Here is a 15,838-nt window from a genome sequence, read left to right on the forward strand (position 1 = left end):
TTCTATCAAGACCCGGCCGCCGGCCGGGTTCATCCCTGAACGGACTTGTGGTTATTTATGGAAAAGTCGAAGTTGCGCAAAGTCGGTATGGGGTTGGCATTGGCGGCGGTGGCCGGGTTGGTGCTGTACACGGTGCAGGCACCGGCCGAAGCGCCGAAATACCAGACCGCCCCGGTCGAACGCTCGGATATCGAAAACACCGTGCTCGCCACCGGTTTGCTGGAAGGCGTCAAGCAAGTGGATGTCGGCGCTCAGGTGTCGGGGCAGTTGAAGTCGCTCAAGGTCAAGGTTGGCGACAAGGTGAAGAAGGGCCAATGGCTGGCCGAGATCGATCCGCTGGTGCTGCAGAACACCCTGCGTCAGGCGCAGGTCGATGAGGAAAACCTGCAGGCGCAAAAGCGCGCCACGCAGGCCCAGCTCAAACAGACCAAAGCGATTTACCAGCGCTATCAGAACCTGCAGGAAGACGCGTCGATCTCGCGTCAGGATTTCGAAACCGCGCAATCGGACTACGAGGTGCAGCAGGCCAATCTGCTGTCGCTGGACGCGCAGATCAAAAGTGCGCACATCCAGATCGACACCGCCAAGGTCAACCTTGCGTATACGCGGATCGTCGCGCCGATCGATGGCGACGTGGTCGGCATCGTCACCCAGGAAGGCCAGACCGTGATCGCCAACCAGTTGGCGCCGATCCTGCTGAAACTGGCGGATCTGGACACCATGACCATCAAGGCCCAGGTGTCGGAAGCCGACGTGATTCATATCGCGCCGGGGCAGCAGGTGTATTTCACCATTCTCGGCGAAGACAAACGCTATTACGGCAAGCTGCGCGGCACTGAGCCGGCGCCGCAGAACTTCCTCGAAACGCCGCCGGCCGGCACCCCGAAGCAAAACACCGCAGTGTTCTATAACGCGCTGTTCGAGGTGCCCAATCCCGACCATCGCTTGCGCATCTCGATGACCGCGCAAGTGCGCATCGTCCTCGATACCGCGCAATCGGTGCTGACCGTGCCGGTGGCCGCGCTCGGGCCACGCAACGCCGATGGCAGCTTTCCGGTGCGGGTGCTGGACGCTAAGGGCCAGGCGCAGTCGCGCAACGTGCAGACCGGGATCAACAACAACGTCAAAGTGCAGATCAATCAGGGCCTCAGCGAAGGCGAGCGGGTGGTGATCGGTGATCCGTTGCCCGCCGTGGCGGGGGCTTGAGCATGACGCAGCCGTTACTGCAACTGACCGGCATCACCCGCAGTTTTACCGCCGGCGACCGTGAATTTCTCGCACTGAAGAACATCAACCTGACGATCAGTGCCGGGGAAATGGTGGCGATCATCGGCGCCTCCGGCTCCGGCAAATCAACCCTGATGAACATCCTCGGCTGCCTCGATTACGCCACCGCCGGCAGCTACAAGATCAACGGCCAAGAGACCCGCGACCTTGACGATCAGGCGCTGGCCGAACTGCGCCGCGATTACTTCGGTTTCATCTTCCAGCGCTATCACTTGCTGCCGCACCTGAGCGCGATGCACAACGTCGAGATGCCAGCGATCTACGCCGGCATCCCCGCGCCGCAACGCCACGCCCGCGCCCGCGAGTTGTTGGCGCGACTGGGTCTCGACGGGCACCTGACCCACCGGCCGAGCCAGCTCTCCGGTGGTCAGCAGCAACGGGTGAGTATCGCCCGGGCCTTGATGAATGGCGGGGAAGTGATTCTCGCCGACGAACCCACCGGCGCCCTCGACACCGCCAGCGGCAAGGAAGTGATGCGCATCCTGCTGGAGCTGCACGCGGCCGGGCACACGGTGATTCTGGTGACCCACGACCCGAAAGTCGCGGCCAATGCCGAGCGCATCATCGAAGTCAGCGACGGAGAAATCCTCAGCGACCGGCGCAACCAGCGCGACACCGGGCAACTGTCGGACGAAGACGTGCCACCAAAACCCCCGGCGACCCGCCGCCTGGTGGCCAGCCTCGGGCTGTTCAAGGAAGCCTTCAACATGGCCTGGGTGGCGCTGATTTCGCACCGCATGCGCACCTTGCTGACCATGCTCGGGATTGTCATCGGCATCACCTCGGTGGTGTCGATTTCGGCGATCGGTGAGGGCGCGAAAAATTACGTGCTCAAGGACATTTCGGCGATTGGCAGCAATACCATCGATATCTATTCCGGCAGCAGTTTCGGCGACAAGCGCGCCGCCTCGATCGAGACACTGGTGCCGGCGGATGTCACCGCGCTGAATCAACTGTATTACGTCGACAGCGCCACCCCGGTGGTCGGTCGCAGCATGCTTCTGCGTTATCGCAACATCGACCTCGACGCGCAGATCAATGGCGTCAGTGATCAGTATTTCCAGGTTCGCGGAATCAAACTGGAGGCGGGCATCACCTTCAGCGAGAGCGACGCGCGGCGTCAGGCGCAGGTGGTGGTGATCGACTTCAACACCCGGCATCGGTTATTCGGCGAGGGCGTCGATCCGCTGGGGCAGGTGATCCTGATCGGTAACCTGCCATGCACCGTGATCGGCGTGGCCGCCGAGAACAAGAACCTGTTTGCCTCGGGCAAAACCCTCAACGTCTGGGTGCCCTACGAAACCGCCGCCGGGCGTATCCTGGGCCAACGTTTTCTCGACAGCATCAGCGTACGGATCAAGGACGGCCAGTCGAGCAAAGTCGTGGAAAATCACGTCACCCAATTGATGCTGCAACGCCACGGCATCAAGGACTTCTACACCAACAACCTCGACAGCGTGATGCAGACCGTGCAGAAAACCAGCCGCTCGCTGGCCTTGCTGCTGTCGCTGATCGCGGTGATTTCGCTGGTGGTCGGCGGCATCGGGGTGATGAACATCATGCTGGTGTCGGTCACCGAGCGTACCCGCGAGATCGGCATTCGCATGGCGGTCGGCGCACGCCAGTCGGACATTCGTCAGCAGTTTCTGGTGGAGGCGGTGATGGTCTGCCTGCTCGGCGGGGCCATCGGCATTTCCCTGTCGTATGCCATCGGCCATCTGTTTTCGCTGTTCATCAAGGAATGGGAGATGGTGTTCTCCATGGCCTCGGTGCTGACGGCGGTGATCTGCTCGACGCTGATCGGCATCGTCTTCGGCTTCGTCCCCGCGCGCAATGCATCGCGCCTCGATCCGATCGAGGCGCTGGCGCGGGACTGATTGCCGAAGCTGATTGGCCGGGCTGGTGTCTGAAGTTCACACATCGAAAGGGACGGGTGATGAACCCGTCCCTGTTTTTCGCTTTCCAACTGTGGGAGCGAGCCTGCTCGCGAAAGCGGCCTCACAGTCGACCAATCCCTGACTGAATGCACTCGGTCAAATGGTGGGAGCTGGCTTGCCAGCGATGACGGCCTACAAGCCGACCAATTCCCACCTGAATGCACTCAATCCAACTGTGGGAGCGGGCTTGCTCGCGAAAGCGGTCTGCCAGACGACATCAAAACTACAGGAGCAATCCCGGTTCTCTACACGCACCATAAACGCATCGCCGCAACCACGTTTAAAATACACGACCCGTTACGCCATAACGGCTACAACGCCTTGCGCCGTTACCTACACGTACGCCAGAATCCGCCGGCTTACACGGCTATGGGGCGGGCTATATCGTTTCCCTGTCACTGAAAATCAGTGATCGGGTTTGGTAGCCCGTTTCTAAGTGTGATGGCGACACCGTGTGCAGTCCCTTTTCAGGGGCTCGATTTTATGGTGGCCATGCGTGGGGCTCCTTCGGGAGCGCCGGGTTTTCCTGCTTAGACCGGTCTACCAACCCGCGTATGGCCGCCACCCTCGTTTGGTAGCGAGAGTGATGGCTCCTTACTTTTGCTAAGCAGGAGCTTCATCCATGTTCAAAGCCACACCCAACCCCCCGGACACCTCAATCCCGTACGACCCAGCCCTCGACCCGCAGAAGATAAAAGCGGCCACCGACCGCGCCATCAACTTCTACCTCAACCCCGGCGCACTGAAGATCTCGATCCCTTTAACACCCTCAAGCAAATCCAACAGAATCTTCCTCATCGACCCCACCGTGGACGAGGAAACCTTGCTCGTCGAAGCCTGCGAATCTTTAGCCGCCGCCAGTGACATGGCCCGAGATATCGGCGACACCGTCGACAACTCGCAGCGCCGGGCGATGCTGATGCTGCATCAGGTAATCATGCTCAGTGAACTGATGGTCAACCGGATACTCGATGGCCGCCGCGTGCCGAACTAACTGCCCGGTCCCCGTGTAGGAGCTGCCGCAGGCTGCGATCTTTTGATTTTGTTTTTCAAGATCAAGATCAAAAGATCGCAGCCTGCGGCAGCTCCTACAGTGAGTAATCCTTTCAAAGTGCCCCGATCGGAGTTCCAGCTGATGCCCGAACCCAAGCCCAACCCGCCGGCCACAGAGTCGGTATCACCCTACGAATCCCTCAACTCCAGAAAGCTCCACGAAGCCGCCGAACGCGCCCTCGACCATTACCTCGCGCCCGCGAACATCATGGCAACGCCGTACACCCCCAGCAGCATGTTTCTGGTCAACCCACAAACCGACACCGAATCCCTGCTGGCCAACGCCTGCGAATCCCTGGCCTCGGCCACGGTCATGCTCGGCGATTTCGCCGGGACGCTGGAGGGGCCGAGTCGTAATACGGTGTTGGGCATTGCGCAGGTGGTGATGCTGGGGGAGTTGGCGGTGAATCAGGCGCTGGATAGAGTTGTGCCGAAGGATTAGGCCCCCAATGTAAAAAACCGCCGCCCGGGGAGGGCGGCAGTTTTTTGTTCAGCTACGGACTCAGGCTGCGCTGGTGGCGTGGCTGGTGTCCTCCGGCGAATACATCCAGCGCATCAACGAATGCCGGCCGCTGATCCCCAGTTTGATCGCGGCGCGCTTGAGATAGCTTTCCACCGTGTTGACCTTCAACTGCAATTGCTCGGCCAGCTCCGGCGCGGTACGCCCGGCGAGCAGGCCGATGCACACTTCGGTTTCGCGATTGGACAGCCTCAGGCCCAGTTGCTGTAAACGCTCGTTGAAGCGCAGCCGCAAGTTTTCCAGGCCCTGTTGCGCGCCATCAGCGCTGGGCGACGGGTCTTCTGTGTTGGTCTGCTGGGGTTGCAGGGCGTGAATGTGTTTTTCCACCATCGGCAACAGCACCGGAGATATGTCCTGCAACAAACTCTGCTCCTGAGCCGAGAAGCGCTGCGACTGGTCGTTGCGATACACCGAAATCACGTAGCGGTAGCCGTCCTTGCGCCGGGTCAGGTGTAGCTGCGAGGCGTCGGCGCTGGCCGCGTCTGGCGTGTCTATCGGCTCGCTCGAGCGTGCGGCAATCTGTTCGCAGAATACCGTTTCAGCCTGCTGGGCCGAGTCTTGGCCGGTTTCCGGCGGGTTGCGATGGACGGGGCGGCCCACCGCCTCGACGCGCATCTGGCGAATGTGTGTGGCGTCCACCGCCAGTTGTGTCTGGATCAGGTCATGCAGCATCCGCGGAAAGTGCCGGCTGCCGGTGCTCGCAATGACTTTACCGATGTGGGGAAACAGGTGTGAATTCATAAACATCATCCATGAGTTGCAGGTGAAACAGTCCCATTCCTGACCTGCGTCGAGCATGTTCCCTGGTCGGCGCAAATGTCAGGATGTGGATCCTATCCTAGTACAACGCTTGAAAGACGGTTTAATGAAGGTGTTATTAGCTCATAACTTCATCCACAGGATTGTGAGGTGAACCCAGGAATGGCGGCCTGTCGAGATCCAGTGTGGGAGCGGGCTTGCTCGCGAAAGCGGTGTGTCAGCCATTTGAGATGTTGCCTGGAATGAACCCTTCGCGGGCAAGCCCGCTCCCACAGGGTTATGGGGCACCGCCTACCCGCAAGGCCTCAACTTGATTGGCGCAACGGTGGAGAGGGTCCTGAACCGGGCACCGTACAGTTTGATGATCGCCAAACCAATTCCCGAGGCGGATTGAGTTGGAGGCTGGCAAGCCTGTGTTGTGTCGCCAGGATTGTCCGTTATGAGTTGACAGTGAAACGCTTTTCAACCGATTTATCGGTTCCGGTCGTGTCAGTAATCTGTGCCCATGTTCAACGCAACGCCCACTACCTCAACCAAGAAAAGGGATTCAAACATGAGCACTGCAACCTACAACCGCCTGAACAAAGACGACGCCGTAGTCCTGCTGGTCGACCACCAGACCGGTCTGATTTCTCTGGTTCAGGACTTCTCGCCGAACGAGTTCAAGAACAACGTCCTGGCGCTGGCCGACCTGGCAAAATTCTTCAACCTGCCGACCATCCTCACCACCAGTTTCGAACAAGGCCCCAACGGCCCACTGGTTCCGGAACTGAAAGAAATGTTCCCCGATGCGCCGTACATCGCCCGCCCAGGCCAGATCAACGCCTGGGACAACGAAGACTTCGTCAAGGCGATCAAGGCCACCGGCCGCAAGCAGATCATCATCGCCGGTGTCGTGACCGACGTCTGCGTCGCATTCCCGACTCTGTCGGCACTGGCCGAAGGCTTCGATGTGTTCGTCGTCACCGACGCCTCCGGCACCTTCAACACCACCGTCCAGCAAGCCGCCTGGAGCCGCATGACCCAGGCCGGCGCACAAATGATGAACTGGTTCTCGGTCGCCTGTGAGCTGCACCGCGACTGGCGCAACGACATCGAAGGGCTGGGCAATCTGCTGTCGCAGCGGATTCCGAACTACCGGAACCTGATGAACAGTTACTCGGCGTTGACCGCGCAGCAGAAGTGACTGCAGCGTTATGAAAGTGAAAGCCTGCCCTGAAAAGCAGGCTTTCTTTGTTTGCGCCGCTGCATCAGCGTTGCTACCCGTTGCAGTGAAGTGAGCGCTGGCGTCTGCGGTTTTTTGATCAGACTCAGCTGGGTATTCCCAGACGTTTACGGCTAATCTGCGCACTCGCTGACGACAACAAGACAAAAACAGGAGTCACTGATGCAACCGATCCGTCTCGGTCTGGTGGGCTACGGCAAGATTGCCCAGGATCAACATGTTCCGGCGATCAACGCCAATCCCGGATTTCGTCTGGTGGCGGTCGCCACGCAAGGTAAACCCTGTGCCGGGGTGGAGAACTTTCACTCGTTGAGCGAGTTGCTGGAGAACGGCCCCGAGGTGGATGCGATTGCGTTTTGTACGCCGCCGCAAGGTCGGTTCGCACTGGTGCAGCAGGCGCTGGCCGCCGGCAAGCATGTGTTGGTGGAAAAACCGCCGTGCGCCACGCTGGGCGAGGCGCTGGCCCTGGTCAGTCAAGCGCAGCAACAGGGTGTCAGTGCGTTGTTCGCCTGGCATTCGCGCTACGCCCCCGGTATCGAAGCCGCCCGCGACTGGCTCGCCGGCCGCACGCTGCAAAGCGTGCAGATCGACTGGAAGGAAGACGTGCGCAAGTGGCATCCCGGGCAGACGTGGATCTGGCAACCCGGTGGTCTGGGCGTTTTCGATCCGGGCATCAATGCCTTATCGATTGTCACCCGTTTGCTGGCGCAGCCATTGTTTGTCGAAGCCGCCGAACTGCGCGTACCGGAAAACTGCCAGTCGCCGATTGCCGCGTCGATCAAGATGTCCGATACGCACGGGCTCGACGTGCAGGCGGAGTTCGATTTCGACCACGGTCACGACGAACTCTGGAGCATCGAGATTCGTTGCGCCGAAGGGCTGCTGCGTCTGGACAACGGCGGGGCGCTGCTGAGCATCGACGGCGTGCGCCAAGCAGTATCGGAAGAGGGCGAGTACACAGCGGTGTATCGACACTTCCGGCAACTGATTGGCGATCGGGCCAGCGATGTGGACCTGCAGCCGCTGCGGCTGGTGGCTGACAGTTTCTTTGTCGGCAGCCGGGTGGCAGTCGAACCGTTTTATGACCCGGCACGTTGATCAGTTGAAGCGGGAGAGCTGTCGCGTGATGACAGCGAACCTGAGCGTCAGGCCTAAGCTAATGAAAAAAGGGTATTTGTTCGTGGTTTTTAAGATCGTTTAGTTTTGTCTCACGACGAATCAAACGCATCAAACCGATAGACCCCCGATTGCCATGACGGCGCACGCTGAATCGATCAAAGGCTCTTCAGGTTTGGTTCACACGGGAGTGAATCATGCCGCATACCCTCGATATCACCACGCTGCCGACGCTGGACCTTTCGTTGTTCGAAGGCACCGCGCAACAGCGTTATGAATTTCTTGAAAACCTGCGTCACGCCGCGCGTGACGTCGGCTTTTTCTATCTCACCGGCCATGGCATCGACAGCCACCTGCTCAAGCAGGTGCAGGATCACGCCCGGCAGTTCTTCGCCTTGTCCGAGCACGAAAAAAACGCCGTCGGCATGATCAATTCGCCGCATTTTCGCGGTTACAACCGTGCCTCTTCCGAGATCACCCGTGGTCAACCCGACTGGCGTGAGCAGTTCGATCTCGGCGCCGAGCGCGAAGCGTTGCCGCTGGACGCGGACAGTCCGTTGTGGGCTCGGTTGCAGGGGCCCAACCAATGGCCGGCGCCGCTGCCAGAACTAAAACCGCTGCTGCTCGAATGGCAACAGGCGATGACGCGCATGGCGTTGCGTCTGCTGCGTGCCTTTGCCCAGGCGCTGTCGCTGCGGGCGGACGCGTTCGATCAGTTGTACGGCGACAAGCCCAACGAACACATCAAGTTGATGCGCTATCCAGGCCAGGCCGCCAGCGCGAGTCAGCAGGGCGTCGGCGCGCACAAGGATTCCGGGTTCCTCAGCTTTCTCCTGCAAGATCAGCAGGCCGGTCTGCAAGTGGAGGTCGAGGAAGGGCGCTGGATCGATGTGCTGCCCCGCGACAACACGCTGGTGGTGAACATCGGCGAACTGCTGGAGCTGGCCACCAACGGTTATCTTCGCGCCACGGTACACCGCGTGGTTTCGCCGCCCGCAGGCAGCGAACGCTTGTCCATCGCCTTCTTCCTCGGCGCGCAACTCGATGCCGTGGTGCCGCTGTATCCGTTGCCCACCGCGCTGCTGCGCGAAGCGCGTGGCCCGGCGAGTGATCCGCTCAATCCGTTGTTTCGCGATGTCGGCTGGAACTACCTCAAGGGTCGGTTGCGTTCGCACCCCGACGTCGCCCGGCGCTTCTATGCCGACGCGCTGATGCCCGCCGCACCGGCTCGTAAAACCGCCAACGCCTGATTCATCACTCGCTCAAGGATTACGCACATGTTGAAAAAAGCAGGTTTGACCCTGGCCGTGCTCGGCGCGCTGGCGACTTCGTTCGGCGCGCAGGCACTGGAGCCGTTGCGCGTGGCTGCCGACCTGGTGCCCCACGCGCAGATTCTCGCGTACATCCAGACAATCGATCCGCAACTCAAGCTCAAGGTCATCGAGATTCCCAACGGCGTGAACTCCAACGAGCTGTTGGTGCATGGCGATGTCGATGCCAATTACTTCCAGCATCTGCCGTATCTGAAATCCCAGGAACAAGCACTGGGGCAGAAACTCGCGGTGGCCGCCACGGTGCATATCGAACCGCTGGGCATCTATTCGCGCCGGCACAAAAGCTTCGCCGACGTGCCGGAAAAAGGCACCGTGGCGGTGCCCAACAACGTCACCAACCTGAGCCGTGCGCTGTACCTGTTGCAGGATAACGGGCTGATCAAACTCAAGCCTGGCTTCAAGGATCCGGCAGCCGATCAGGCCACACCCAAGGACATCGCCGAGAACCCGAAACAGCTGAAGATCCTCGAAATCGAATCGCCGCAAATTCCTCGGGCCCTGGACGACGTCGACCTTGCGGTGATCAACGGCAACTACGCGCTGGAAGCCGGACTGGTGCCGGCCCAGGATGCGCTGGGGCTGGAAAAGGCCGAGCACAATCCGTACGCCAACATTCTGGTGACCACGCCGACACTGCAGAACGATCCGCGCATTGCGCAACTGGCCAAAGACCTGACCTCGCCGCAAGTGGCGAAATACATCACCGATAACTTCAAGGGTTCGGTGATTCCGGTGGAGGATGGCAAGCCATGATCGTCGTCGAGCAGTTGAGCAAGACCTACCCGTCGGCGCCGGCACCAGCACTGGATCAGGTGTCGCTGAGTATTCCCGACGGCGCGATCTACGGCATTCTCGGGCGCAGCGGGGCGGGCAAGTCGACCCTGTTGCGTTGTCTCAATCTGCTCGAACGCCCGGACAGCGGGCAAATTCTCATCGACGGCGTGGACCTGCTGACCTTGTCGCCCAGCGACCTGCGCCGCCAGCGGCAGCGCATCGGCATGATTTTCCAGGGCTTCAATCTGCTGCACTCGCGTACCGTCTTCGACAACATCGCCGTGCCGCTGGAAATCGCCAACGTCGGCAAACCGTGGCGCCATGTGCGGGTGCGCGAACTGCTGGAACTGGTCGGTTTGACGGACAAGGCGCAAGCCTTTCCCTCGCAGTTGTCCGGTGGGCAAAAACAACGGGTGGGGATCGCCCGCGCGCTGGCTGCCGAGCCTGCGTATCTGCTGTCGGACGAAGCCACCAGTGCGCTGGATCCGCAAACCACGGCGTCGATTCTTGAGCTGCTGCGCGACATCAATCGGCAACTGGGCGTGACCATAGTGCTGATCACCCATGAGCTGGAGGTGGTCAAGTCGATCTGCGATCACGCGGCGTTGATGGCGGACGGGCGCCTGGTCGAGTCCGGCCCGGTGCCGCGTTTGCTCGCCGATGCGCAATCGAGTCTCGGCATTTCGTTGCGTCCGACCTGCGGCCTGCCGCTGGGCCACGACATTCCCGGGCTCAGCTTCCTCAAGCAATACGGCGTGCGGGCGGCCCAGTCATGAACCGCACGATCAACTGGGATGAAATCCTGCAACTGCTGTTCAACGCCACCGGCGAAACCCTGTACATGGTCTTGCTTGCCGGGCTGTTCACGCTGCTGATCGGTTTGCCGCTCGGGGTGTTGCTGTTTGTCAGTCGCCGAGACGGACTGTGGCCGCTGCCACGGCTCAATGCCGCGCTGGGTTCGCTGGTCAATCTGGGGCGCTCGCTGCCGTTTGTGGTGATGTTGATTGCACTGATTCCGCTGACCCGACTGGTGGTCGGCACCACCCTCGGCAGCACCGCTGCGGTAGTGCCGATCACCATCGGCGCGTTTCCGTTTTTTGCGCGGATCGTCGAGAACGCGCTGGATGAAGTCGACAAGGGCCGAATCGAAGCGATCCTCGCCATGGGTGGCGATATCCGTCATGTGATTTGCAAAGTGCTGTTGCCCGAAGCGCTGCCCGCGTTGCTGGCGGGGATCACTCTGACGCTGGTGATGCTGATCGGTTTTTCATCCATGGCCGGGGTGATTGGCGGTGGCGGCCTCGGTGATCTGGCGATCCGTTACGGCTATCAGCGTTTCAACAATGAAGTGATGGTCGCCACCGTGGTGGTGCTGGTCATTCTGGTGCAGGGCGTGCAGAGCCTGGGCGACCGGCTGGTGCGTTCGCTGGCCCATCGACGTTAAGGAATTTTATGAGTGTCGTCGTGGCCCGCGCGCCGCTGATTCAGGTGCGTGAACTAAGCAAAACCTTCGGCTCGAACCGCGCACTGGATCGCGTCAGCCTGCAGATTCATCCCGCCGAAGTGGTGGCGTTGCTCGGTGCCAACGGTGCCGGCAAATCGACGCTGGTGAAGATTCTCGCCGGCAGCCAGTGCGCCGATAGCGGCGAGATTTACATCGACGGTCAGCCCCGGCAATTCAGCTCGCCGCTGTCGGCACGTCGGGTCGGGATTATCGCGGTGCATCAGCAGATCAACGAGGGCATTGCGCCCGGTTTGAGCGTGGCGGAGAACCTGCTGCTCGATGAACTGTGCCGGCCCGACGCGGACTTCTGGCTCAATCGCCAACGCTTGCTGGAGCACGCTGCGAGCATCGCCGCCGGGCTGGGTCTGGTGTTGCCGCTGGAGCAACCGATTGAACACCTTGGCCAGGCCGAACGGCAGTTGGTGGTGCTGGCGCGGGCCTTTGCCTTGCAGCCGCGTCTGCTGATTCTCGATGAGCCAACGGCGGCGTTGTCGGATGCCGAAGCGCAGCGTCTGTTTGATCTGATCGATATCTTGCGCAGCCGCGGCGTGGCGATTCTGTACATCTCCCATCGCTTGTCCGATCTGCAACGGGTGGCGGATCGCGCCATTGTCCTGCGCGATGGGCGACTGGCCGGAGAGTTCAGTGCGCGGCAGTTGCCGGAAGCGGTGCACGCCATGCTCGGGCAGGCGCTGGACGCGCATGTCTACACGCCCGGCACCCTGGGGCAAAAAGTATTGGGTGCGCGAGATCTACAGATTTTGCCGCGCTCCAGACGCTTCGATTTCGACCTGCACCAAGGCGAAGTGGTGGTACTGACCGGACTGCTCGGCGCCGGCAAAAGCGAGATCGCCGAAGTGCTGTTCGGCTTGCGCAAAGCCGTGGCTGGCAGCCTGCAACTGGACGGCATGGACTGGCTGCCGGGTTCGCCAAGGGACGCGATCCACAGCGGTGTGTTTCTCGCGGCGGAGGATCGCGCCAGTCAATCGTTGGTGCCCGACTTTTCCCTGCGCCGCACCCTGACGCTGCCGTTTCTGGAGCGCTTCACCCGTGCCGGTTTCATTCGCAACCGCGCCGAAGCCGCAGCGGTCGAGGCGCAAGTCGCGGCGCTGGGGATCAAGACCGCCGGCATCGAGGTGCCGATGAGTGCGCTGTCCGGCGGCAATCAACAGAAGGTCGTGCTTGGCCGCTGGCTGCTCGGAGAAGGGCGGGTGTTGATCCTCGACGAGCCGTTTCAGGGCGTCGACGTGCGCGCCCGCCGCGAGATCGGCCAACTGCTGCGCGACAGTGCCGGCGGCCGCGCGACCCTGGTGATTTGCGCCGATGTCGATGAAGCCCTGGAAATCGCCGACCGGATTCTGTTGGTGCGCGATCACGCGGTGGTCGCCGAACACCCGCGCGCCGGCCTTGAACGCGCGACTCTGGTCGCCGCGCTGGCCGGCAGCGACGCTAGCGAAAATCCCTTTCACGCCACGCCAAGGAGCAGAGCGAGTGCCTGATTCGAGTTCATTGTTGTCTGCCGCTACGGCACCCGCCGAGCGCCTGCTGCAAGCGCTGATCCGCTACGGCCTGTTGTGGCTGCTGGCGCTGATCGTGGTGTTTTTCAGTGTCGCGGAGCCGGCGTTTTTGCGCGTCGGCAATCTGTTCAGCATCTTGCAGTCGGTGTCGATCGTCGCGCTGCTGGCCCTTGGCGTGACGCTGACCATGGCCGTCGGCGGACTTGATCTGTCGATTGGGGCGGTGGCAGCGATGAGTCTGATGATCGCCAGTTACGTGATGGTGGTGCTCGGCTGGGGCGCGGTGCCGGCGGTGCTGATCAGTCTGGCCGGTGGCGCACTGGTCGGGCTGCTCAATGGCTGGCTGATCGTCAAGCTGCGGGTGCCGGACATTCTCGCGACGCTGGGCAGCATGTTTCTGGTGATCGGCGCGCAACTGATTCCCACGGGCGGACGCTCGATTGCGGTGGGCATGACCTTGCCCAGTGGCGTGGAAACCGAAGGCACCTTCAGTGCGGCGTTTCTTGCCCTCGGCCGCGGACGCTTGTGGGACGTGGTGCCGGTGCCGGTGTTGATCACGGCGCTGGTGGCACTGGCGGTGTGGCTGTTTCTTGAGCGCACGCGCATCGGCCGATTGTTTTATGCGATTGGCGGTAACGAGCAGGCGGCGCGATTGGCAGGCGCGCAAGTGCAACGCTTCAAGTTGCTCGCGTACGTGCTCTCGGCGTTGCTCGCCTCACTCGGCGGGTTGCTGTTGGCGGCGCGCCTGGGTCGGGGTGATGTCAGCTCCGGCAACGGTCTGGTGCTCGACGCCCTCGGCGCGGCGCTGATCGGTTTTGCCGTGCTCGGCGCGAAGAAGCCCAATGCGTTCGGCACGTTGGTCGGCGCACTGTTGGTGGCGTCGCTGCTCAATGGCCTGACCATGCTCAACGCGCCGTACTACGCGCAGGATTTCGTCAAGGGACTGGTGCTGGTGCTGGCCCTGATGTTCACCTTCGGCCTCGCGCATCGGGCGCGCTGAGCCGGTTCATTTGTCGCTGCAAGGAAGATGTATGCACGGTTCAATCAAGCAGTTCGCACGCCATTGCCTCGCCGGCGCGGTGCTCTCGGCATTGGCTTTGAGTGCTCAGGCCAAGGCATTGCCAGGTGCTCCGGCGCCGTTCGATAAAGGTCAGGTGCAGATCGCGCTGGTCGGCTATCTGTTTTCCGGGGACTTTCCCGAGGCGTACCTGCGCGGCGTGGAGAAACAGACCGAGGCGCTGGGGGCCAATCTGCGGGTGTTCGATGCGCGCCAGCAAGCGGCGAGTCAGGGCGAGATGATCGATCAGGCAATCGACCTCGGCGTCGACGGGATCATCGTGCAACTGGGCCTGGCGGAAACCCTCAAGGGACCGATTGACCGGGCGATCGCCAAAGGCATCAAGGTGGTGGCGTTCGACGTCGATCTGAACAGCCCGCAAGTGACTCAGGTCGAGCAGGATCACCATGCACTGGCGCGACTGGCGCTGGATCAGGCGGTGAAGGACAACGGCACGCGGTTCGATGCCGGTTACGTGTACATCAGCGGCTTCACCCCGATGGAGCGCCGCGACGAGATCTGGAGTCAGGTGAAAAAGGCCAATCCGGGCATCATCGAGAAGGCGCGTTTCGGCACGCTCAACCCGCCGATTGCCAACTCGGTGGCGGATCAGGCCAGCGCGGTGTTGCGCGCCAATCCGGATATCAGCGTGATCTTCGCGCCGTTCGACGAGTTTGCCAAAGGCGCGAAGATCGCCGTCGACGAGGCCGGGCTGGGGCGCAAGGTGAAGATCTACAGCGCCGACATCTCCACCGCCGACATCCAGATCATGAAAGAACCGGACAGCGCCTGGGCGGCGACCGCAGCGGTCAATCCGCAAGTGGCGGGGGCGATCAGCGTGCGCAGTCTGGCGATGTTGATTGCCGGCGAAAATCCGGGACATCAGGTGTTGGTGCCACCGACCCTGATCACACGCCAACAGTTGCTCGATCTGGACGTGAAAAACGTCCGCGACCTGGCGCAGAAACTCCCGGCGTTCGGCGATACCGCCAATGTGGCGCGGGCCGAGTGGATTCCTGTGGCGAACTGAAAGTCCTGAATCTTTCACCGATCCCTGTAGGAGTGAGCCTGCTCGCGAAGGGGCCATTTCAATCAACATCTGCGTTGACTGATAAACCGCAATCGCGAGCAGGCTCACTCCTACAAAAGAATCTTTAGCGCATGCAAAAACTCTGTTCACCCCAATAAAAACTGTGGGAGCGAGCTTGCTCGCGAAGAGGCCATTGCAGCCAACATCTGCATTGACTGATACACCGCTTTCGCGAGCAAGCTCGCTCCCACACTGGATTTCAGCCGGGAGTAAAAAGTCAGCTCACTCCAATAACAACTGTGGGAGCGAGCTTGCTCGCGAAGGGGCCATTGCAGCCAACATCTGCATTGACTGATACACCGCCTTCGCGAGCAGGCTCGCTCCCACACTGGATTTCAGTCGGGAGTAAAAAGTCAATTCACTCCAATAAAAACTGTGGGAGCGAGCTTGCTCGCGAAGGGGCCATTCCAGCCAACATCTGCATTGGCTGATACACCGCTTTCGCGAGCAGGCTCGCTCCCACACTGGATTTCAGTCGGGAGTAAAAAGTCAATTCACTCCAATAACAACTGTGGGAGCGAGCCTGCTCGCGAAGGGGCCATTGCAGCCAACATCTGCATTGACTGATACACCGCTTTCGCGAGCCGGCTCGCTCCCACACTGGATTTCAGCCGGGAGTAAAAAGTCAGTTCACTCCAATAACAACTGTAGTAGTGAGCCTGCTC

Annotated in this window: 14 protein-coding genes; 13 read left to right on the forward strand and 1 reads right to left on the reverse strand. The window is 61.0% G+C overall.

The genetic code is table 11. From position 1 onward, the window contains the following. Positions 1-57 precede the first annotated feature (57 nt). The 4 genes from macA to HDC30_RS23130 all read left to right on the forward strand — a co-directional run bounded on the left by macA (position 58) and on the right by HDC30_RS23130 (position 4,719). Entirely contained in the window at positions 58-1,206 is a 1,149-nt protein-coding gene (gene macA, locus HDC30_RS23115; RefSeq protein WP_096797354.1) for a macrolide transporter subunit MacA, read from the forward strand. 2 nt (positions 1,207-1,208) lie between these two features. After that, positions 1,209-3,164, forward strand: coding sequence for a MacB family efflux pump subunit (locus tag HDC30_RS23120; RefSeq protein ID WP_096797355.1), 1,956 nt, complete (start codon positions 1,209-1,211; stop codon positions 3,162-3,164). Positions 3,165-3,846: 682 nt separating this feature from the next. Then, positions 3,847-4,218, forward strand: coding sequence for a DUF6124 family protein (locus tag HDC30_RS23125; RefSeq protein WP_183785163.1), 372 nt, complete (start codon positions 3,847-3,849; stop codon positions 4,216-4,218). 141 nt (positions 4,219-4,359) lie between these two features. Beyond that, entirely contained in the window at positions 4,360-4,719 is a 360-nt protein-coding gene (locus HDC30_RS23130; RefSeq protein WP_097087886.1) for a DUF6124 family protein, read from the forward strand. A 60-nt stretch (positions 4,720-4,779) separates the two neighbouring features. Here HDC30_RS23130 and HDC30_RS23135 read toward each other — a convergent pair whose 3' ends face one another. Next, a complete protein-coding gene (locus HDC30_RS23135) occupies positions 4,780-5,538 on the reverse strand; it encodes a helix-turn-helix transcriptional regulator (RefSeq protein ID WP_183785165.1) in 759 nt (252 codons plus the stop codon). A 571-nt stretch (positions 5,539-6,109) separates the two neighbouring features. Between HDC30_RS23135 and ycaC the strand changes: the two genes are divergently transcribed. The 9 genes from ycaC to HDC30_RS23180 all read left to right on the forward strand — a co-directional run bounded on the left by ycaC (position 6,110) and on the right by HDC30_RS23180 (position 15,113). Beyond that, entirely contained in the window at positions 6,110-6,742 is a 633-nt protein-coding gene (ycaC, locus tag HDC30_RS23140; RefSeq protein ID WP_007966399.1) for an isochorismate family cysteine hydrolase YcaC, read from the forward strand. A gap of 201 nt (positions 6,743-6,943) precedes the next feature. Further along, positions 6,944-7,879: a Gfo/Idh/MocA family protein gene (locus HDC30_RS23145; protein WP_183785167.1), complete on the forward strand. Its 936-nt coding sequence runs from the start codon at positions 6,944-6,946 to the stop codon at positions 7,877-7,879. A gap of 215 nt (positions 7,880-8,094) precedes the next feature. Further along, a complete protein-coding gene (locus tag HDC30_RS23150; RefSeq protein WP_183785169.1) occupies positions 8,095-9,147 on the forward strand; it encodes an isopenicillin N synthase family oxygenase in 1,053 nt (350 codons plus the stop codon). Positions 9,148-9,174: 27 nt separating this feature from the next. Next, positions 9,175-9,984, forward strand: coding sequence for a MetQ/NlpA family ABC transporter substrate-binding protein (locus HDC30_RS23155; RefSeq protein WP_183785171.1), 810 nt, complete (start codon positions 9,175-9,177; stop codon positions 9,982-9,984). Beyond that, positions 9,981-10,781: a methionine ABC transporter ATP-binding protein gene (locus HDC30_RS23160; RefSeq protein WP_183785173.1), complete on the forward strand. Its 801-nt coding sequence runs from the start codon at positions 9,981-9,983 to the stop codon at positions 10,779-10,781. The genes HDC30_RS23155 and HDC30_RS23160 overlap by 4 nt, the downstream gene beginning before the upstream one ends. Then, positions 10,778-11,449, forward strand: a complete 672-nt coding sequence (locus HDC30_RS23165; RefSeq protein WP_183785175.1) for a methionine ABC transporter permease — start codon at positions 10,778-10,780, stop codon at positions 11,447-11,449. Before HDC30_RS23160 ends, HDC30_RS23165 begins: the two co-directional genes overlap by 4 nt. A gap of 8 nt (positions 11,450-11,457) precedes the next feature. After that, positions 11,458-13,008: a sugar ABC transporter ATP-binding protein gene (locus HDC30_RS23170; RefSeq protein WP_183785177.1), complete on the forward strand. Its 1,551-nt coding sequence runs from the start codon at positions 11,458-11,460 to the stop codon at positions 13,006-13,008. After that, positions 13,001-14,026, forward strand: coding sequence for an ABC transporter permease (locus tag HDC30_RS23175; RefSeq protein ID WP_183785179.1), 1,026 nt, complete (start codon positions 13,001-13,003; stop codon positions 14,024-14,026). Before HDC30_RS23170 ends, HDC30_RS23175 begins: the two co-directional genes overlap by 8 nt. 31 nt (positions 14,027-14,057) lie before the next feature. Continuing rightward, positions 14,058-15,113 carry a substrate-binding domain-containing protein gene (locus HDC30_RS23180; RefSeq protein WP_007966380.1) on the forward strand — a complete coding sequence of 352 codons (1,056 nt, stop codon included), beginning with the start codon at positions 14,058-14,060 and terminating at the stop codon, positions 15,111-15,113. Positions 15,114-15,838 lie beyond the last annotated feature (725 nt).

The organism is Pseudomonas sp. JAI115 (genome assembly GCF_014200835.1).
Taxonomy (GTDB): Bacteria; Pseudomonadota; Gammaproteobacteria; order Pseudomonadales; family Pseudomonadaceae; genus Aquipseudomonas; species Aquipseudomonas putida_A.